This window comes from Amycolatopsis sp. NPDC043889, assembly GCF_056435645.1.
On sequence record NZ_JBWKEC010000015.1, the window covers coordinates 1 to 19,311 of the forward strand.

The following is a 19,311-nucleotide window of genomic DNA, read 5'->3' on the forward strand; positions in this document are numbered from 1 at the left end:
CGTTTGCGATAGCGAAAAGGACGGCGCCGACGGGGGACCGGCCTCGGAGCTGGTGGGTGGGGGGGGGGGGGGGGGGAAGGAGGGGGGGGGGGGGGGGGGTGGGGGGGGGGGGGGGTGGGTGGGGGGGGGGGGGGGGGGGGGGGGGGTGGGGGGAAAACCCCAACCCCCCCCCCACGACCACCCCGACCCCGCCGCTTCAGGCCTCGAGCAGATCGCGCAGCGCTTCGGTGAACTGGGCGGGATTCCGCTGGGGCGCAAGATGCGCGCCGGGCATCTCCGTGAACGGCAACCCCAGTTCGAGCGCGAGGATCTTCGCGGGCTGGTAGTGGTAGTGCCCTCGGCTGCCGACACCGGCGACGGGGACGATCTCGGTCCTGCTCCGCCGCAGTGCCCGCAGATCGGGAAGGTAGTCGAGGATTTCGGCCAGTTCGCGGCCGAACAGCCGCTTCCAGTCCTCCTCGTTCGGCAGCCGGATCGCGCGCAGTTCGGGCAGCGCGGCGCCGGCGATACCGTCGGTGAACCGCTTGAACGCCCCCATCAGGTCGCCCGCTTGCGCGAGCCGGACCTGCGCGTTGGCTTCGTCGAGCCAGCCGAGCGCGTCGGGCAGCAGCTGGATGGCCGGCGGTTCGTGCGCGACCAGCACGGTCGCCGCGTCCGGGTAACGGGCCACGAGGTCGAGACCGATCATGGCGCCCGCGCTGGTGCCGAACACGCTCGCGGGGGCACCCCCGACGTGCTGGAGCACCGCGTGGGCGTCGTCGGCCTGCTTCGGCACGCTGACCGGGCCGGTGCTGGTGTCCGTGCTGCGGAAGTGGCCGCGCCGGTCGTAGGTGACGACGGTGTAGTCGTCCGCGAGCAGCTTCGTCATCGCCCGGAAGGTGTCCGCCGAGCCCAGCCCGCCCGCGATCAGGAGCAGAAGCGGCCCTTCGCCGGTGCTGCGGACGTACAGCTCACCGTCCTCGACCGGACAACGACTCTCCGAGATCATGGCCGAAGTCAAGCACAGCGTGCCCGGACCTTCACTCCGAGGCCAGCCGCCGCAGGATGCCGGTTGCGTCGTCGACGATCGTCTCGATCAGGTCGCCGACCGCGGGCAGGTCGCCGAGCAGGCCGACGACCTGCCCGGACGCCAGTACCCCGGCGCTCCGATCGCCCTCGACGAGCCCGGCTCGCAACAGCATCGGCGTGTTGGCGGCCATCAGGACCTGCGACCAGGTCCGGTCGCCGCCGCGTTTCATCCGCAGCCCCTCGGTGGCCAGCGAGCGCCACGACAGCCCGGTCAGTTTCCGGAACTTCGCGGCGTTGCGGGCGGCGCGGGCGAGGCCGCTCACCGGACCGGCGGACTCGAGCGCGTCGACCAGTTCCGTCCGGAGCACGCGATGCGGCATCCCGTCCACCTTCCGGGTGACGACGGTGCCGTTGAGATCATGGGCGAGGTACGCCTGCTTGATCTCCTCCGGGACGGTGCTTTCCCTCGTCAGGAGGAACCGGGTGCCCATGGCGACCCCAGCCGCCCCGTAGGCGAGCGCGGCGGCCAGCCCCCGGCCGTCGAAGAAGCCGCCGGCCGCGACCACTGGGATATCGACCGCGTCCAGCACCGACGGCAGCAGCAGCGTCGTCGCGACCCCGCCGGTGTGCCCGCCGCCCTCACCACCCTGCACGATGACGGCGTCGGCACCCCAGCCCGCGACCTTCTCCGCGTGCCTGGCCGCGCCGACCGAAGGCACGACGAGGACGCCGTTGTCCTTGAGCCGCGCGATCATGTCCTTCTTCGGCGCGAGCGCGAAGGACGCGACGCGAACCTCTTCGCTGATGAGCAGTTCGACCCGGCGCGCGGCATCGTCGGCGTCCGCGCGGAGGTTGACCCCGAACGGTTCGGACGTGCGGCTCTTGACCTCCTTAATCGCCGCCGCCAGTTCGTCGTAGGTCATCGTCGCGGACGCGAGGATGCCGAGGCCGCCCGCTTCCGCCGTCGCGGACACCAGCCGCGGCCCGGCGACCCAGCCCATCCCGGTCTGCACGATCGGGTGCCGGATCCCGGCCAGTTCGGTCAGTGCCGTCTTCATGACGGAACTTCCTTGTCCCGCAGAGACTTCGGATCCAGGCTGGTGCGGATCAGGAGCAGTTCGGTCTCGGTCGGCAGCCGGGACTCGGTGACTCCGTCGGTGATCAGCGGGAACGACGTCGCCTCGACGACCTCGTCCACCGAAACGCCCGGATGCACGGAAAGCAGCCTTGGCGCGTGGTCTTCGCCGCCGAAATCGAGGACGCCGAGGTTGGTGACGACGCGGTGGACGTCGTGGTGCCGCAGCCCTGCCTCGCGTGCCCTGGCGTAGCCGACGCCGGACACGACGTCGACCTGATCGACGAAGACCCGCTTGCTGTGCCGCGGGACCCAGTAACTCGTCCGGTGGTTGGCCGTGTTTCCCGGTCCGCCGCGCACGCCGAGAAGTTGTTTCTTGGGCTGGGAATGGTCGCCGATCGCCGAGATGTTCTGGTTGCCCTCGCCGTCGATCTGGTTGGCACCCATCACCACATGCCGTTTTCCGCGCGGTACCACGGTGTCGAGGACCTTGCGGAACGGTTGCCAGCCTTCGACGACGGCGTCCGGGGTCATCAGGTACGCCTCGCCGTCGGACAGCAGGATGTCCGGCTCGAACGTCAGCCTGGCGAGCCGGGCGCCCAGCGACGGGATGAAACCCATGGGGCTCACCACGATTTCGCCGTCGCCGCGGAACAGTTCGGCACAGGCCACGACGGCCACTTCGGCACGACTGATGTCACTCATGCGGACTCCCCGAATTCGGCGACGGCCTTCTGGTAGTGCGCCTCGTCGCCGGACAGGAACCTGTCGACGAATTCGGGCCACGCGTCGAGATCCTTGGCCGCTTCGGCGTAGTGACGCTGGAAACGTTCGTCGCGCCCGTAGTCCGGGACGGCGGTGGTGAAATGCGCGCCGTTCGGCGTCTCGGCCACCCCGGTGACGAGCATCCGGCTCAGCAGCAGGCTCTGCACCGGCCCCGCTTCGGTGAGTTCGGCCGTCTCCACGATCTTTTCCGTGGACACGTAACATTTTTCGGCGGCGAGGGCGAACAGCTCGTCGAAGTAGGGATCGGGCCCGAGGTACTGCGCGTTGCCCCGGGCGTCGGCGCGGTTGAGGTGGACAAAGGCCGCATCGAGCCTCAACGCGGGCACGGCCAGCAGCTCTTCGGCATCGTCGTACGGCGAGCGGACGGTGCGCAACGACGGGTTCAGATCCATCACGCCGGAGCCGAGGCCCGCCCGCGTCGGAAGGAATGGAAGCCGTTGCGCGGCAGCGGAAAGCCCGGTGCCGAAAACGCCTTCGTCGTATTCCGTGACGGTGATCGACCCGGATTCCCGCGCCCGGGAGAACCACGGGTCGTAGGGGATCGAGTCCAGCGTGACGAAGCCGAAGACGAGATGCTTGATCTTGCCCGCCGACGCCAGCAGGCCGACGTCCGGGCCGCCGTAGGAGACCACGGTGAGATCCTTGACCGGAGAACGCAGGATCGCGCGCACCAGCGCCATGGGCTTGCGCCGCGAACCCCAGCCGCCGATCCCGATCGTCATGCCGTCCTTCAGTTCGGCGGCGATCTCGTCCGGCGTCATCCGCTTGTCGGCCATCACTTCCCCTTACCGTCCAAGAACTCCTGGCGCGCGCCGTCCGAGACGCCCGCCAGGTTGAGTTCGAAGGTGAATCCCTGCTCGAAGCGGTAGCTGCGGTGCACGGGCTGGACGTCGATTCCGTTGATGGCCTGTTTCGCGGCGCGGATCACGCGGGTGTCCTTCGCCGCGATCTGCCGCGCGACGCCGAGCGCGGTTTCGTCGAGTTCCTCTCGCGGGACGACGGCGTAGACCGAACCGTGGTGGTGCAACTGAGCCGCGGTGATCGTCGAAGCCGTGTAGTACAAGGCCCGCATCAGATGCTGGGGGACCAGACGCGCGAGATGGGTCGCCGCGCCCAGCGCGCCGCGATCGACCTCCGGGAGCCCGAAGGTCGCGTCCTCACTGGCGATCACCACGTCCGCGTTGCCGACCAGGCCGACCCCGCCGCCGAGGCAGAAGCCCTGCACCGCGGCGATCACCGGGACGGCGCAGTCGTACACGGCGGAGAACGCCGCCGCGCAGCCCTCGTTCGCGCCGATCAGCGCGCCGTACCCCGGGTCGCGCTGGATCTCCTTGATGTCGACCCCGGCGTTGAACCCGCGGCCCTCCGCGCGCAGCACCACCACGTGGGTCGCCGGATCGCGTCCGGCTTCGGTGACGGCGGAGGCGAGGGCGAACCATCCCTTCACTCTCAGCGCGTTCACCGGGGGCGCGTCGACCGTGACCACGGCGATGCCGGGCTCCGGTGAGTGGGTGGAAATGGCCATCGTGCACCCTTCGCCGCTACCAAACCTAGCACTTGCTTGGTACGTTAGCAGGACGTCCGGCCTGGGTACAGCGACGTGAAGGAGGCCCGGCATGGCACTCGAACTCCGGCTCGACGGCGCCGTGGTGCTGGTGACCGGCGGGGTACGCGGCGTCGGCGCCGGTGTCACCAGGACTTTTCTGCGCGCCGGAGCCGAAGTGGTCACCTGTGCGCGCACCGAACCCGAGCGGCCCGTCCGCGCCGGGGACAGGGCGTCGACGTTCATCTCCTGCGACGTCCGCGACCCGAAAGAGGTCGACGCGCTCGTCGAAGAGGTCGTCCGGCGGCACGGCGGGCTCGACGTCGTGGTCAACAACGCGGGCGGCGCGCCGTACGCCGAGGCGGCGAACGCGTCGCCGCGGTTCCACGAAAAGATCGTCGCGCTGAACCTGCTGGCACCGTTGAATGTCGCCCGTGCGGCGAACGCGATCATGCAGCAGCAGGAAAGCGGCGGCGTCATCGTGAACATCAGCAGCGTCAGCGCGACGAGACCGTCGCCGGGCACGGCGTCCTACGGCGCGGCGAAAGCGGGACTCGACAACCTGACCGCGTCGCTCGCCGTCGAGTGGGCGCCGAAGGTGCGGGTCAACGGGCTCGACGTCGGCATGGTGCGGACGGAGCACTCGTATCTGCACTACGGCGACGAGGCGGGTCTCGCCGCGGTGGGCGCGACTGTCCCGTTAGGACGGTTGGCCGACCCGGACGAGATCGGTTCCTGCGCGGTGTTCCTTGCTTCTTCGCTGGCTTCCTACGTCAGCGGCGCCTGCCTGACCGTACACGGCGGGGGAGAGGTGCCTGCCTTCCTCGCCGCTTCCAATTCCCTGGTGAAAGAACGAAAGGAGCCGGTGTGAGCGGGATCGCCGACGGCCGGATCGTGGTGGTGACCGGAGCCGGTCGCGGCATCGGGCGGGCGCACGCGCTCGCGTTCGCCGCCGAGGGCGCGCGGGTGGTGGTGAACGACCTCGGCGCCGGGATCGACGGAAGCGGAGGATCGGCCGGGCCGGCGCAGGACGTCGTCGACGAGATCGAGGCGCTCGGCGGCAAAGCGGTCGCGAACACCGACGACATCGCCTCGTGGGACGGCGCCGCGGCGCTGGTGCGGACGGCTGTCGAAACCTTCGGCGGGCTGGACGTCCTGGTCAACAACGCGGGTTTCCTGCGCGACCGGATGCTGGTGAACCTCGGCGAGGACGAATGGGACGCGGTCATCCGCGTCCACCTGAAAGGGCATTTCGCGCCGACGCGGCACGCCGCCGAGTACTGGCGAGCCGAGGCGAAGGCACGCCGGACGCGGGCCGCACGGGTGATCAACACCAGTTCGGGCGCGGGTCTGCTCGGCAGCGTCGGACAGGGGAACTACGCGGCCGCGAAGTCCGGGATCCTGGGGCTCACGCTGGTCGCCGCCACCGAATTCGCGCGCTACGGCGTCACCGTGAACGCGATCGCCCCGGCCGCCCGCACCCGGATGACCGAAGTCGCCTTCGCCGACGACATGGCCGCGCCGGAGGACGGTTTCGACGCCATGGCACCGGAAAACGTGTCGCCGCTGGTGGTGTGGCTCGGCAGCGAGGAATCGTCCGGGGTCACCGGCCGGGTGTTCGAGGTCGACGGCGGACGCGTCTCGATCGCGCAGGGCTGGCGGCACGGCGCGGTACGGGACAAGGGTTCCCGGTGGTCGCCGGGTGAACTCGGCCCGGTGGTGGCGGAGCTGCTGGCGGAGGCTCCGGTGCCTGAACCCGTTTACGGGGCTTAGGGTTTCGGTCCTGTCTCGTGAGTGGTAAAGACCGTTCTAACCGCCGCTGGTGCCTAAGACCCGGTCGGCAGTTAGTGAAGGCCTCCTTACCAACCCTGAGGGTAGGCAAGGAGGCCTTCACGGACAGTCTCAACCGTCCTTGCCGCTCACGAGGCGTCCCGTGCCAGGTCCCGGACCTCGGGAAGCCGCTGGAACCCACCCGATTCGTACGTCGCGACGGCGGCGACGTTGGAACTCGGCGTGTTCACGCCCGCGCTCGACGAGCCGAGCTCCCGGAGCGCGGCCGCCGCGGCGACGGTGATCGCCCTGCCATGACCGTGCCCGCGATGGTCCCGGTGCACGCCCATCGGCTCGAGTATCCCGGGCTTACCCGGGCCTGCCGACCACACCGCGACCGCCGCGACGGCGTCGCCCCGCTCGTCGTACCCGACCAGGCACCGGCCATCGGCGTACGGCGCACTCGCCGCCATCGTGCGCCACTTCTCGGGGGTGAACTTCGAACCGTCGAACGCCCCTCGCATCACGTCGGCCCATACGTGGCACTCGTCCGGCCCGATGGTCTCGATCCGCAGGTCCGGGGCCTTCACCGGTTCGGTGAGATCGCGGCGCAGCGGGGTCCACGGTTCGTCGGCGCGCCAGCCGTGCTCGGGCAGGACGTCCTGGAGCAGCGCGTCCATCGGGGCCTCGACGGCCACCTTCCCCACCGGCAGCACACCGCGTTCCGGCGCGACGATGTCTTCGGCCATCCGCCGCGCCAGGTCTTCGTCCCGGCGGACGCCGGGTGCGGTCGTCAGGCGCAGCAGATCGGCCCCGTCCAGGAGCCCGACGGCGAGAATCCGCCCGTCCCGGCGCCAGATCCGGACCGCCGCGGCCGTCGCCTCCGCCCCCGAGCGCCAGAACCAGCCGAGGTCACCGGGATGCAGCTGCCAGGCCACGCCCTCGGCTTGCCACTCCCGCAGCGCGTCCACGGCCTCGGGCAGTCCGTCGGGTCCCGGCTTCTCCACGGTGATCGCCATGCCGTGATCACACACCACGCCGCGCTCGGCCGCATCCGGTTTTCGCCACGGCAAGATGGAGCCGTGAAGTCACTTCAGCGCCGTCTCTGGGAAGCGGTCGAGCCGCTGCACGCCGTCGTCTACTTCGCCCCGGAAACGGCGGCCGCGGCCAAAGCGGTGGGCCTGCCGAGCTGGTGGATGGGCTACTTCGCCGGCCGGGTCGCGCCGCTCGGGCCGCTGCCGGAACCGCCCGCGACCGCGATGCTCTTCGGGTTCGCCCCGAGAATGGTCGCGCGGTCCTTGCCCGACGCGTGGAAATACGCGGAGCCCGCGGCCGTGCTCCGGAGCCGGATGGACGCCGTCGAGGAAGCCCTGAACCGGATCTTGCCCGCCGACGCGCCTTTCGCTGAGCTCGCCGACCTCCTGGAAAAGGCCGTCGCCGGTGCCGACTACGCGGCCAGGCCGCTGGCCGCGGGCTGGTCCTCGGTCACCAGGCCCGCCACGGCGGCCGGCCGGGTGTGGCTCGCGGCGACAGTGTTGCGCGAGCATCGCGGGGACGGTCATGTGCTCTCCGCTGTCGCCGCCGGGCTGCGCGGGCTCGACACCACGCTGACCCATATCGGCAGCGGAGCGGTGACCCGCGAGGTCGTCCAGATCAACCGCGGCTGGTCCGACGACGAGTGGGACGAGAGCGTCGCGCGGTTGTCCGAACGGGGCATCCTCGACAGCGACCTGAGGCTCACCGGCCTGGGAATCGCGCTGCGCCAACGGATCGAGGACGAGACCGACCGTCTCGCCGCCGGCCCGCTCGAAGCACTCGGCGACGACGGGGTCGCCGGAACCGTGCGGATCGCCGTCCCGCTGAGCCGCCGCATCTTCGACGCCGGGGCGATTCCGCTGCCGAACCCGATGGGGGCGCCGCGGCCCTGATCGCTCGAAAGTGTCGGACCCCGGTGGGACGCTGTTCCGCATGGCGACGTGGCAGCAGTTCAGTGAAGAGGCACCCGCGCTGGCGGGGAAGATCAAAGAGCGGTTCACCGCGGCGAAGTCGCATGTGCTGGCGACGGTCCGGCGGGACGGCTCGCCCCGGGTCAGCGGCAGTGAGGTCGATTTCCGTGAGCGGGACCTGCTGATCGGTTCGTTGATCGGCGCGATGAAGGCGAAAGACCTGCAGCGCGACGGCAGGTTCGCGATCCACGCCGCCTCGGCGATCGACGAGGGCGGCGCGGACGCGAAGGTGTCGGGAAAGGCCGTCGAGATCACCGATCCGGCGGAGGTCGCCCGCCTGCAGGGCGATGACGGGGAGGCGCACGTCTTCCGGCTCGACCTCACCGAGGCGGTGCTGACCTGGGTCGAGGGCGACACCGTCTATTTCGACTTCTGGAAGGAGGGTCAGGGGAGCAAACGGCTCGCGAGGCCGGACAACGGTCCGGTGGTCGAGGTCGGCTTGGGCTAGATCCGTTCGATGATCGTGCCGGCGGAAAGCGCGCCGCCGGCGCACATCGTCACCAGCGCGGTGCTCGCGTCCCGGCGTTCCAGTTCGTGCAACGCCGTGGTCAGCAGGCGGGCGCCGGTGCTGCCGACGGGATGCCCGAGCGCGATCGCGCCACCGTTCACGTTGACCTTGTCCTCGTCGGGCCGGTGCACCCGCTGCCACGACAACACAACCGAAGCGAACGCCTCGTTGACTTCGAAGAGGTCGAGGTCGCCGATCGACATCCCCGCCTTGGCCAGGACACGTTCGGTCGCCTGCACAGGGCCGTCGAGGTGGTAGTACGGTTCCGCGCCGACCAACGCCTGCGAGACGATCCGCGCTCGCGGCTTGAGGCCCAGTGCCTTGGCCCGGTCCGAGTCCATCAGGAGGAGCGCGGCCGCGCCGTCGGAGATCTGCGACGAAGTCCCGGCCGTGTGCACGCCGCCTTCGAGGACGGGCTTGAGCCTGGCGAGGCCTTCGACGGTCGTCTCACGGAGTCCTTGGTCGCGGGACACCAGCCGTGTCTCGCCGGTCGGCGCGCCGTCTTCGCCGAGCACGGGGGCCTTCACCGCGACGACCTCGCGGTCGAAATGGCCCGCGGCCCACGCGGCGGCGGCCTTGGCCTGGGACTCGGTGCCGAACCGGTCGACGTCGTGGCGGGTGATCCCGCGGCGTTCCGCGATCCGCTCGGCCGCGCCGTACTGGTTGGGCATGTCGATCGACCACGATTCCGGACGGGGCGTACCGATGCCCTCACCGCGGTTCGCGCCCAGCGGGACGCGGCTCATCGCCTCGACTCCGCAGGAGACGCCGGCGTCGATGGCACCGGCCGCGATGAGCCCGGCGATCAGGTGCGTCGCCTGCTGCGCCGAGCCGCACTGGGCGTCGATGGTGGTCGCGCCCGTGGTCTCGGGAAGCCCGGCGTGCAGCCACGCGGTGCGCGTGACGTTGCCCGCCTGCTCGCCGGCCTGGGTCACGGCGCCGCCGATCGCCTGCTCGACCAGCGCGGGATCCAGTCCCGCGCGTTCGAGCAGGGCGCGCTGTGCCGCGCCGAGGATCTCGGCGGCGTGCAGCCCCGCGAGGTGACCCCTGCGCTTGCCGATAGGGGTGCGGACCGCCTCGACGATCACCGGACTACCCACGTTCGCCTCCTGGGAAACACCGTTCACTGCCTCAAAAAGTAGAACACGTTCTTGATTTGGGCAAGTCGCCGCAGGATCGTCTCGATTTTGATCACTGGTCGCCGTTCCTGCTCCATGCTGCGGTCGCGCGATCCGCGGCAGCCGAGTTAACAGGTTTCACTGAAACTCTTCACTTGGTAAACGCCGTATGCTTCAATCGGCTCTAGAACGTGTTTCATTGGCGAACCGCGTAGGAGGTAGCCCGTGGCCGCTCCCCTGATCCCCGCCGGTTTCGATTTCACCGATCCGGATCTTTACGCCACCAGACTGCCTCTGGAGGAGTTCGCCGAACTCCGCCGCACGGCACCGGTCTGGTGGAACCCGCAGCCGCACAACACCGCGGGCTTCCGCGACGACGGCTATTGGGTGGTCAGCCGGCTCGAAGACGTCAAGGCGGTGTCGAGGGACAGCGAGCTGTTCTCCTCCCGGGAGAAGACCGCGATCATCCGGTTCGACGAGAACATGACCGACGACAGTCTCGAAGCCAACCGTCTGGTCCTGCTCAACATGGACGCCCCGCAGCACACGAAGCTGCGGCGGATCGTGTCGAAGGGCTTCACGCCGAGGTCGATCGCGAAGCTCGAGGACACCCTGCGTGATCGCGCGGAGCGCATCGTCGGCGAGGCCAAGAAGAAGGGCTCCGGCGATTTCGTCGTCGACGTCGCGTGCGAACTTCCCTTGCAGGCCATCGCCGAACTGATCGGCATCCCGCAGGAAGACCGGCTCAAGGTCTTCGACTGGTCCAACCAGATGGTCGCCTACGACGACCCCGAGTACGAAGTCGAACCGCTGGCCGCGTCCGCGGAGATCGTCGGTTACGCCTGGAACATGGCCGAAGAACGGCGCAAGTGCCCGATGGACGACATCGTCACGAAGCTGGTGCAGGCCGACGTCGACGGCGAGTCGCTGGCCTCTGACGAGTTCGGGTTCTTCGTCATCCTGCTCGCCGTCGCGGGCAACGAGACCACGCGCAACGCGATCACCCACGGGATGAAGGCGTTCCTCGATCACCCCGATCAATGGGAGCTGTACAAGAAGGAGCGGCCGAAGACCGCCCCGGACGAGATCGTCCGCTGGGCCACCCCGGTGGTCGCCTTCCAGCGCACCGCGACCCGGGACACCGAACTCGGCGGGCAGCACATCCGCAAGGGCGACCGGGTCGGGATGTTCTACAGTTCCGCGAACTTCGACCCGGACCATTTCGACGAGCCGGAGAAGTTCGACATCCTCCGCGAGGACAACCCGCACGTCGGCTTCGGCGGCACGGGTTCGCACTACTGCATCGGCGCCAACCTCGCGCGGCTGGAGATCGACCTGATCTTCAACGCCATCGCCGATGTCATGCCGGACATCGCCGAAGTCTCCCCGCCGGACCGGCTCCGGTCGAGCTGGCTCAACGGGATCAAGCACTACCAGGTCCGCTACGCCTGACCTGATCGGCCGGACGCGACCCCGTGGGGCACCATGGGGCCATGGGTCCCCACGTTCAGGTCGATGTCGAAATGTCCTTCCGGGTCACGAAATCCGGCCCCGCCGCGTTCGTGGTCGCGCTCGCGGGCGGGGCCGCTCATGAGGAGTTCGCCTACCCCGCGCCGCCGCGCCAGGTGGCGTTCGAACACCGGACCCGTGCTCAGGTCGTCGACCTGCCGTCCGGGGAGCACGTCGTGCGATACCGGGCCGAACGCGCACTCGATCCGGCCGACGCCGAGCCGGTCGGCCAAGACGATCTGATCCGCTACACCAGGCCCAGCCGGTACTGCCCCTCGGACCGGATGGGCGGGCTCGCGTTGTCCCGCTTCGGTGGTTTGCCCGGCGCGCGCGCCAAGGTGGAGGCGATCGTCCGGCATGTGCGCGAGCACCTGTCCTATGTGGTCGGTTCTGGCTCGCCGACCGATGACGCCGTCGACACCTACCTCGCCGGGGAAGGGGTTTGCCGCGACTACGCGCACGTCTGCATCTCGCTGTGCCGCGTGCTCGACATCCCCGCCCGGTTCGCGGCGGTCTACGCGCCCGGACTGTCCCCAATGGACTTCCACGCCGTGTTCGAGGCCGCGATCGACGGCCGCTGGTACGTGTTCGACGCCACCGGCCTCGCGCCGAGGCAGAGCCTGTGCCGGATCGCGACCGGGCGGGACGCCGCCGACACCGCGTTCCTCTCCACCCTCGGCTGTGAGCTGGACTTTCTCGGCAACACCGTGCTGGCGACCGCGGGCCCGTCGCTGCCGGAGGACGACGGCTCGGAGCTGATCGCGCTCGCTTGATCGCGTGTTGACCACGAGCCGTGACCTCGCTGAGTGTCTGGTGGTGAACCCGCGTCCGCGATCGACGTCGGCAGGGCACGGCTGGGTGGTCACGTCACGATGGGTGAACGGGTGCCCTGCCACCGCGATAGCGGGGCCTTCGGCCGGGGCGGGTTCACGCGTTCGGCCGCTTTTGAGGTGAGCCTTCAGCTCCGCCAACAGGCTCTGAGGTAGACATGGGCGTGTGAGGGAGAAGCAAGCACCGACGAAATGGCAGCGGCTGCGTGCCCGCTACCGCTGGCTGGACCACGTGGCCCGGGCGGTGAACCGCTACATCGAGTACGCCGGTTACCACTACGTCGCGTCGATCACCTACTTCAGCCTGTTCTCGCTGGTGCCCATCCTCATGGTCGCGGTGTCGGTGGCCGGTTTCGTGCTGGCGAGCCAGCCGCAGCTGCTCGAGTCGATGCTGGGCGCGATCACCGGCACCCTGCCCGGGGGACTCGGTGACAAGGCCGGGGAGCTGCTCACCGGGTTCGTGGAGCAGCGCACCAGCGTCGGGGTCATCGGTCTGATCATCGGGTTGTACTCCGGCTGGAACTGGATGAACTCGCTACGCGACGCGCTGACCGCGATGTGGGGTCAGAACCGGTCGGATCTCCCGCTGCTGCGCACGATCGCCGCGGACCTGCTCGCGCTGCTCGGCCTCGCCAGCGCGCTGCTGGTCTCGTTCGCCATCACCATTTCCGGGTCGGCGCTCGGCCGGTATCTGCTGGGGCTGGCTGGGGTGGACGACACCGCCTGGGGGCACAACGTGCTGTCGGCGATCTCGATTCCGTTGGCGCTGCTGGCCAACTGGCTCGTCTTCCTCTGGGTGCTCACCCGGCTGCCGCGGAAACCGGTCGGGGTCCGTAGCGCGATGCGCGGTGCCGTCGCGCTGGCACTGGGTTTCGAACTGCTGAAGCAGGCCGGTGGGATCTACCTGCGCTTGATCGGGAACTCGCCGACCGGGGTCGCGTTCGGCTCCATCATCGGTCTGATCTTCTTCATCTCGCTGGTGGCTCGTATGCTGGTGTTCGTCACGGCCTGGACGGCGACCGCGCGGGACGCGCCGCCGGACCCGGTCCGGCCGCCACCTCCCGTGGTGGTCCGGCCGGTGGTGGCCCAGCCCGATCGGCATGGTCTCAAGCCGATGCTGGTGGGCGCGGTGACCGGGGTGGTCGCGACCCTGGCCGCGCAACGCCTCCGGCCGCGCCGGCGCCCCTGACCAAAGGAGAAGGCGATGTCCGGTGATCGAGCACCGTCGTTCACGCTGACCGAACTCGTGGGTTCCCGGGCGGACGAGGCGCGCTCGCGATGTGAGGCCGACGGCTTCGAGGTTCAGGTCGTCGACCTGGAAGGACACGGAGCCGTGACACTGGACTACCGGCCGAACAGAATCCGCCTGTACACCCGGCGAGGGAAGGTCGAGGAAGCCAAACGCGGCTGAATCGCGGTCAGCTCGGTTTGGCCGATCCCACCACCCACATCGAGAAGAACTGCGAACCGCCGCCGTACGCGTGCCCGAGCGCGATCCGCGCGCCGTCGACCTGGTAGTCCCCGGCCCGGCCCATCACCTGCTTGGCCGCTTCGGAGAACCGGAGCATCCCGGAAGCCCCGATCGGGTTCGACGAGAGCACGCCGCCCGAAGGGTTGACCGGCAGGCGTCCGCCGAGCGCGGTTTCGCCGGCTTCGGTGAGCTTCCAGCCCTGGCCCTCGTCGGTGAACCCCAGGTTCTCCAGCCACATCGGCTCGAACCACGAGAACGGCACATAGATCTCCGCGGCGTCCACTTCGGACAGTGGGTCGGTGATGCCCGCGTCCCGCCACAACGCGGCCGCGGCGTCCCGTCCGGCCTGAGGGTTCACCTGGTCGCGTCCGGCGAACGTGGTCGGCTCGGTGCGCATCGCGGTCGCGTGGATCCACGCCGCGCCACCGGGAACGGCGTCGCCCGAGGCTTCGTCACCGATCACCATCGCGCACGCGCCGTCCGAAGACGGGCACGTCTCGTCGTAGCGGATCGGATCCCACAGCATCTGCGAGGCCTGCACCGACTCCACCGTGATGTCGGACTGCCGCAGATGGGCGTACGGATTGAGGGCGCCGTTGCGGCGATCCTTGGCCGCGACGATCGCGCCGACGTGGTCGGGCGCGCCGGATCGCCGGATGTACGAGCGCACGTGCGGTGCGAAGTAGCCGCCCGCCCCGGCGCCCACCGGCATCTGGAACGGCGGCAGGATCGACAGGCCCCACATGGCGTTCGATTCGGACTGCTTCTCGAAGGCCACGGTCAGCACCCGCTTGTGCACGCCTGCCTGCACGAGCGACGCCGCCACGAGCGCGGTCGAGCCGCCGACCGAACCGGCGGTGTGCACGCGCAGCAACGGTTTCCCGGTCGCGCCGAGCGCGTCCGCGAGGAACAGTTCGGGCATCATCACGCCCTCGAACAGATCCGGCGCCTTGCCGAGGACGACGGCGTCGATGTCGTCCCAGCCGGTCCGCGCGTCGAGCATCGCCCGGTCGATGGCCTCCCGGAGCAGTCCGGGCATGGACACGTCGGTGCGTTTGGCCTTGTGGTGGGTCTGGCCCGTTCCCAGTACGGCGGCGAGGTGCTTCACGAAAGGACCTCCAAGGTCGCGACCAGGTTCTGCTGGAGGGCGGGGCCGCTGGTCGCGTGGGCGAGGGTCTTGCGCGCGCTGCCGTCGAGGACGCGGTTCGCCGCCTCGCCGATCCGCGCCAGCCCCGCCGAGAACATCGGATTGCCGGTCAGGACGCCGCCGGAGGGGTTGATCCGCACCTGGTCGCCGAGGCCCAGCGCGTCGCGCAGGATCAGTTCCTGATGCGTGAACGGCGCGTGCAGTTCCGCGACTTCGACGCCGTCGAGGTCGAGCGCCCGCCCGGCGGCCGCCGTCGAAGGCGACTTGGTGAGGTCTCGGACGCCGAGCGCGGGGGAGTCGACGCGGTGTTCGATCCCGGTGATCACCGCCGGGCTGTCGACGAGGTCCGCGGCCCGCTCGGCCGACGCGAGCACGAGCACGGCGGCGCCGTCGGTGATGGGAGCGATGTCGTGGGCCCGTAAGGGATCCGCGAAGTAAGGGGCGTCCAGGAGCTCGGCGACCTCGACCGTTCCGGAGAGCTGCGCGGCCGGGTTCCCGGCGGCGTCCGCGCGGCTGCGCGCGGCGACCTCGGCGAGATCCTTTTCGGACCAAAGGCCGGATTCGAGCCCCAGCCTCGCCTGGATCCCGGCGACGCTCACCGAGTCCGGCCAGAGCGGCGCGACGACGTACGGGTCCATTTGCAGGGCCAGCACCCGGCGCAGTTGCCCGGCGGAAGACTTGCCGAAGCCGTAGACGAGCGCCGTGTCGACCTCGCCCATCCGGATCTTCAGCCAAGCCTCGTACAACGCCCAGGCGGCGTCCATCTCGACGTGCGATTCGTGGATCGGCGGGAAGGCGCCGATGGCGTCGACCGCGGCGATGAACGAGAACGCGCGGCCGGCGAGGTAGTCCGACGAACCCGAGCACCAGAACCCGATGTCCTCTTTGGACAGACCGGTCCGCTCGAAGACCTCGGCGAAGATCGGCACCAGCATTTCCACGCCGTTGGTGGTGCCCGGGGTGCTGCGGACGTTGGGGGCCTGCGCGAAGCCCGCGACTGCTACATCTGGCACTGTGGTCCTCACAGATGGTGGGCGAAGGATTCGTACGGTGCGTCGGGCTCGCCGGTCGGCTCGAAATGGCCGATGTTCTCCAGCGACGTCCACCATTCGTCCCGCGGTTTCCAGGCGGCCCGGACCCGCATGCCCATCCGGACGTCGGCGGCGTCGCAGCCGAGGACCAGATGCAGGAACGCGATGTCCGCGCCGTCGAGCAGGATGTACGCGGCCACGTAGGGCGGTTTGATCTTCTGGCCGAGGAACGGCACGTTCACGATGCAGAACGTCGTGACGATGCCGGTGTCGGGCAGTTCGACCTCATCGGTGGTCGGGATGCCGTCGGTCGGGCAGGCGCCACGCGGCGGGATGTAGACCTTCTCGCAGGACGGGCAGCGCTGGCCGATCAGTTTTCCCTCGGCGAGCCCGCGCAGGTACCGGCTTTCCTCCGGTGACGCGGAATGTTCGTAGCGCAGGTGGATCGGTGTGATCACCACGCTGACCGGCGCGCCCTCTTCGCGTTTCGCGACCGGCGGAGGCGCCTCGGTGGCTTCTGTGCCGGGGCCGTCGGCGGGGACGAAGTAGGCGATGTCGCGGATGTGGCCGACGGTCTCGTCCGCCCAGCGGATCCGGACCCGTTGTCCGGTGTGGACACTTGCGGGAGAGCCGGCGTCGACCGCGTGCAGGATCGAGCTGTCGGCGCCGTCGAGCCGGATCAGCGCCCACGCGAACGGCCGCGACAACGGCTGGCCGTCGACGGGTTCGGCGATCCAGGACCAGGAGACGATCACGCCCTCGGAAGCCACCGGCACGAATTCGGACAGCGCTTCGGCGGTCACGGGATCGTACTCCAGCGGCGGCACGTGGACGCGGCCGTCGCTGCCCCGGACGCCTTCGACTCGGCGCTCGCGCAGGGCGTTGACGAACCGGCCGAGCACCGGGCCGACCGAACGCGTGTAGTCGAAGCCCACGTTGAGCGGGGCCGACAGCGGGAGTTCAGGTGCGCTCACATTCTGAGTGAAACACGTTCTCGATTTTCCGGCAAGACAGCTCATCTGGGCTTCGCTGACGGTTGCTCTTGAGTGGAACGCGTTCTAGATTTGCGGGTATGCCGACTGCCACCGGGACACTAGGGGTCTGGAACATCGCCGCGCAGGAGCCGGAGCGGGTCGCACTCGTCGATCCGGACGGCCGCTCCATCGGATACGGAGAGCTCGCCGCGAAAGCGAACGCTTACGCGCGGGGGCTGCAAGCCCTCGGGCTCGAAGCCGGTGACGTGGTCGTCGTCCTGCAGCCCAACGGCGACGAACTCGTCGCGGCCTATTTCGCCGCCATCCAGTCCGGCCTGTACATCGTGGTGGTCAACTGGCATCTTGTCGGGCCGGAGGTCGCCTACATCCTCTCTGACAGCGGTGCCAAGGCTTTCCTCGCGCACGAACGCTTCGCCGACGTCGCGATCGCGGCCGCGGACGAGGCGGGCATCCCGGAGCGCGGGCGGTTCGCCGTCGGCGACGTCGAGGGCTTCCGCCGGATCGAGGAACTCGGCTCCGGCGAGGGCGACGGACGTCCGGAGCGGCGCACGGCGGGCTCGCCGATGCTCTACACGTCGGGAAGCACGGGGCGGCCCAAGGGTGTCCGGCGGCCACTGACCGGCGCCGACCCCGACTCCGTCCCGGGCGCGTCGGCGTGGTTCTTCGGTATCTTCGGGCTCGCGCCGCACGACGACCACGTGCACCTGTGCGGGTCGCCGCTCTATCACACGGCGGTACTGAACTTCGTCGCGATTTCCCTGCAGCTGGGGCATACCGCGGTGCTGATGGACCGCTGGGACGCCGAGGACATGCTGCGGCTGATCGAGCGGCATCGCGTCACGCACAGCCACATGGTCCCGACGCAGTTCCGCCGTCTGCTCGCGCTGCCGGACGACGTCCGCGCGGCCTACGACCTGGGTTCGCTGCGCGTGATGATCCACGGCGCCGCGCCCTGTCCGCTTGAGGTCAAACGCCGGATGCTCGACTGGTGGGGCCCGGTCGTCACCGAGTACTACGCGGCCACCGAAGGCGGCGGGACGGCGATCTCGGGGGAGGAATGGCTCAAGAAGCCGGGTTCGGTCGGGCTGCCGTGGCCGGGTTCGACGATCAAGATCCTCGACGACGAGGGCACGGAACTGCCCGCCGGCGAGACCGGCACGGTGTACATGAAGATGGGCGACTCGAAGTTCGAGTACCACAAGGACCGGGCCAAGACGGACAAGGCGCGGGTCGGGGACCTGTTCACCCTCGGCGACGTCGGGCATCTCGACGAGGACGGCTACCTCTTCCTGCACGACCGCAAGGCGGACCTGATCATCTCGGGCGGGGTCAACATCTACCCGGCGGAGATCGAGGGCGAACTGGTGATGCACCCGAAGATCGCCGACGTCGCGGTGTTCGGCGTCCCGCACGAGGACTGGGGCGAGGCGATCAAGGCCGTCGTCCAGCCCGCGGACGGTGTCGAGCCCTCCGAGGAGTTGACCGCGGAGATCCTCGAGTACGCGGCGTCGCGTCTCGCGAAGTTCAAACTCCCGCGTTCCGTCGACTACTTGCCCGAACTCCCGCGCGACCCGAACGGAAAGCTCTACAAGCGCAAGCTCCGCGACCCCTACTGGGCCGGTCACCGCGTCCCCTGACGCATTTCGTCCTCTGAATGCGGTAGTTCGCCGACGAACTACCGCATTCAGAGGACTAAACGCAGGGGTCAGCGGCCCCGAAAGACGGGCTTGCGCTTCTCGGCGAAGGCGCGGGGGCCTTCCTTCGCGTCTTCGCTCGCGAAGACCTCGATGCCGTACTGGGCGTCGAGCTTGAAGGCCTCTTCCTCGTGCATGCCTTCGGTGTCCCGCATGGTCTTGAGGATCGCGCGGACCGCCAAGGGACCGTTCGCGGAGATGAGGCCCGCGAGTTCGAGTGCCTTGTCCAACGCCTTCCCGTCCGGGACGACGTGGCCGATCAGGCCGATCTCCAGCGCCTCGGCCGCGGTGATATGCCGTCCGGTCAGCAGGAGGTCGGCGGCGACGGTGTACGGGATCTGGCGGGGGAGCCGCACGGCCGAACCGCCCATCGGGAACAGGCTCCACCGCGCCTCGGACACACCGAACTTCGCGCTCTCACCCGCGACGCGGATGTCCGTACCTTGCAGGATCTCCGTGCCGCCGGCGATCGCGGCGCCTTCGACGGCGGCGATCAACGGCTTCGTCAGCCGGCGGCCCTTGAGCAGGCCCTCGATCCGGCTGGGATCGAACGTGCCCTTCTCGAACGAGTCCGACGGCGAGTTCTTCGACATCGACTTCAGATCCGCGCCCGCGCAGAACGCGCCACCCGCGCCGGTGAGCACGCAGCACCGGATGTCGTCGTCCTCGTCGACCCTGTTCCACGCCTCGACCATGATCCCGAGCATCTCGCCGCTGAGCGCGTTGCGGGCCTCCGGCCGGTTCATCGTGACCACGAGGGTGTGTTCGATCTTTTCCACCAGCGCGTGCGGTTCGCCCACCGGGACCTCCACTGACTTCA

At 69.4% G+C, this 19,311-nt stretch carries 20 protein-coding genes; 9 read left to right on the forward strand and 11 right to left on the reverse strand.

Annotation, left to right across the window (positions count from 1 at the left end; all coding sequences use genetic code 11):
* Positions 1 to 196: 196 nt before the first annotated feature.
* Genes AC0685_RS25195 through AC0685_RS25215 form a run of 5 tightly spaced genes read right to left on the reverse strand, consistent with a single transcriptional unit; the run spans position 197 to position 4,394 of the window.
* Positions 197 to 988 (reverse strand): alpha/beta fold hydrolase, encoded by a 792-nt coding sequence (locus AC0685_RS25195; RefSeq protein ID WP_478227768.1) that lies wholly within the window; start codon positions 986 to 988, stop codon positions 197 to 199.
* A gap of 31 nt (positions 989 to 1,019) precedes the next feature.
* Positions 1,020 to 2,066 carry an NAD(P)H-dependent flavin oxidoreductase gene (locus AC0685_RS25200; RefSeq protein WP_478227769.1) on the reverse strand — a complete coding sequence of 349 codons (1,047 nt, stop codon included), beginning with the start codon at positions 2,064 to 2,066 and terminating at the stop codon, positions 1,020 to 1,022.
* Complete coding sequence (locus tag AC0685_RS25205; protein WP_478227770.1) at positions 2,063 to 2,788, reverse strand: CoA-transferase subunit beta; 726 nt, start codon at positions 2,786 to 2,788, stop codon at positions 2,063 to 2,065. The genes AC0685_RS25200 and AC0685_RS25205 overlap by 4 nt, the downstream gene beginning before the upstream one ends.
* A complete protein-coding gene (locus tag AC0685_RS25210) occupies positions 2,785 to 3,645 on the reverse strand; it encodes a CoA transferase subunit A (protein WP_478227771.1) in 861 nt (286 codons plus the stop codon). The genes AC0685_RS25205 and AC0685_RS25210 overlap by 4 nt, the downstream gene beginning before the upstream one ends.
* Positions 3,645 to 4,394 (reverse strand): enoyl-CoA hydratase family protein, encoded by a 750-nt coding sequence (locus AC0685_RS25215; protein WP_478227772.1) that lies wholly within the window; start codon positions 4,392 to 4,394, stop codon positions 3,645 to 3,647. The genes AC0685_RS25210 and AC0685_RS25215 overlap by 1 nt, the downstream gene beginning before the upstream one ends.
* Positions 4,395 to 4,485: 91 nt before the next feature.
* Here AC0685_RS25215 and AC0685_RS25220 point away from each other — a divergent pair, with 91 nt between their 5' ends.
* The gene (locus AC0685_RS25220) at positions 4,486 to 5,283 is read left to right on the forward strand and encodes an SDR family oxidoreductase (protein ID WP_478227773.1); all 798 of its coding nucleotides are present in this window, start codon (positions 4,486 to 4,488) and stop codon (positions 5,281 to 5,283) included.
* Positions 5,280 to 6,185, forward strand: a complete 906-nt coding sequence (locus AC0685_RS25225; RefSeq protein ID WP_478227774.1) for an SDR family oxidoreductase — start codon at positions 5,280 to 5,282, stop codon at positions 6,183 to 6,185. The genes AC0685_RS25220 and AC0685_RS25225 overlap by 4 nt, the downstream gene beginning before the upstream one ends.
* A gap of 146 nt (positions 6,186 to 6,331) precedes the next feature.
* Here AC0685_RS25225 and AC0685_RS25230 read toward each other — a convergent pair whose 3' ends face one another.
* A complete protein-coding gene (locus tag AC0685_RS25230) occupies positions 6,332 to 7,201 on the reverse strand; it encodes a GNAT family N-acetyltransferase (protein ID WP_478227775.1) in 870 nt (289 codons plus the stop codon).
* 63 nt (positions 7,202 to 7,264) lie between these two features.
* Here AC0685_RS25230 and AC0685_RS25235 point away from each other — a divergent pair, with 63 nt between their 5' ends.
* Both AC0685_RS25235 and AC0685_RS25240 read left to right on the forward strand, forming a co-directional pair.
* The gene (locus AC0685_RS25235; RefSeq protein ID WP_478227776.1) at positions 7,265 to 8,110 is read left to right on the forward strand and encodes an SCO6745 family protein; all 846 of its coding nucleotides are present in this window, start codon (positions 7,265 to 7,267) and stop codon (positions 8,108 to 8,110) included.
* Between the two features lie 40 nt (positions 8,111 to 8,150).
* Positions 8,151 to 8,636, forward strand: coding sequence for a pyridoxamine 5'-phosphate oxidase family protein (locus tag AC0685_RS25240; protein WP_478227777.1), 486 nt, complete (start codon positions 8,151 to 8,153; stop codon positions 8,634 to 8,636).
* Here the strand turns inward: AC0685_RS25240 and AC0685_RS25245 are convergent.
* A complete protein-coding gene (locus AC0685_RS25245) occupies positions 8,633 to 9,796 on the reverse strand; it encodes a steroid 3-ketoacyl-CoA thiolase (protein WP_478227778.1) in 1,164 nt (387 codons plus the stop codon). The two genes, AC0685_RS25240 and AC0685_RS25245, sit on opposite strands and share 4 nt — an antisense overlap.
* Positions 9,797 to 10,039: 243 nt before the next feature.
* On the opposite strand from AC0685_RS25245, the gene AC0685_RS25250 reads away from it, so the two are divergent.
* The 4 genes from AC0685_RS25250 (at position 10,040) to AC0685_RS25265 (ending at position 13,564) form a co-directional block, all read left to right on the forward strand.
* Positions 10,040 to 11,266: a cytochrome P450 gene (locus AC0685_RS25250; RefSeq protein ID WP_478227779.1), complete on the forward strand. Its 1,227-nt coding sequence runs from the start codon at positions 10,040 to 10,042 to the stop codon at positions 11,264 to 11,266.
* Positions 11,267 to 11,307: 41 nt separating this feature from the next.
* Complete coding sequence (locus AC0685_RS25255) at positions 11,308 to 12,096, forward strand: transglutaminase-like domain-containing protein (RefSeq protein ID WP_478227780.1); 789 nt, start codon at positions 11,308 to 11,310, stop codon at positions 12,094 to 12,096.
* Between the two features lie 223 nt (positions 12,097 to 12,319).
* Positions 12,320 to 13,342: a YhjD/YihY/BrkB family envelope integrity protein gene (locus AC0685_RS25260; protein WP_478227781.1), complete on the forward strand. Its 1,023-nt coding sequence runs from the start codon at positions 12,320 to 12,322 to the stop codon at positions 13,340 to 13,342.
* Between the two features lie 15 nt (positions 13,343 to 13,357).
* Positions 13,358 to 13,564: a hypothetical protein gene (locus AC0685_RS25265; protein ID WP_478227782.1), complete on the forward strand. Its 207-nt coding sequence runs from the start codon at positions 13,358 to 13,360 to the stop codon at positions 13,562 to 13,564.
* Positions 13,565 to 13,571: 7 nt separating this feature from the next.
* Here the strand turns inward: AC0685_RS25265 and AC0685_RS25270 are convergent, their stop codons facing one another.
* The 3 genes from AC0685_RS25270 to AC0685_RS25280 are packed head-to-tail and all read right to left on the reverse strand — an operon-like array spanning position 13,572 to position 16,821.
* Positions 13,572 to 14,732, reverse strand: coding sequence for a thiolase domain-containing protein (locus AC0685_RS25270; RefSeq protein ID WP_478227783.1), 1,161 nt, complete (start codon positions 14,730 to 14,732; stop codon positions 13,572 to 13,574).
* Positions 14,729 to 15,784, reverse strand: coding sequence for a thiolase domain-containing protein (locus AC0685_RS25275; protein WP_478227784.1), 1,056 nt, complete (start codon positions 15,782 to 15,784; stop codon positions 14,729 to 14,731). Before AC0685_RS25275 ends, AC0685_RS25270 begins: the two co-directional genes overlap by 4 nt.
* Positions 15,785 to 15,792: 8 nt before the next feature.
* Positions 15,793 to 16,821 (reverse strand): Zn-ribbon domain-containing OB-fold protein, encoded by a 1,029-nt coding sequence (locus AC0685_RS25280; RefSeq protein WP_478227785.1) that lies wholly within the window; start codon positions 16,819 to 16,821, stop codon positions 15,793 to 15,795.
* A gap of 53 nt (positions 16,822 to 16,874) precedes the next feature.
* On the opposite strand from AC0685_RS25280, the gene AC0685_RS25285 reads away from it, so the two are divergent.
* Positions 16,875 to 18,434: an acyl-CoA synthetase gene (locus AC0685_RS25285; protein WP_478227786.1), complete on the forward strand. Its 1,560-nt coding sequence runs from the start codon at positions 16,875 to 16,877 to the stop codon at positions 18,432 to 18,434.
* Positions 18,435 to 18,502: 68 nt separating this feature from the next.
* Here AC0685_RS25285 and AC0685_RS25290 read toward each other — a convergent pair whose 3' ends face one another.
* Positions 18,503 to 19,291: a crotonase/enoyl-CoA hydratase family protein gene (locus AC0685_RS25290; RefSeq protein WP_478227787.1), complete on the reverse strand. Its 789-nt coding sequence runs from the start codon at positions 19,289 to 19,291 to the stop codon at positions 18,503 to 18,505.
* Positions 19,292 to 19,311: the final 20 nt, after the last annotated feature.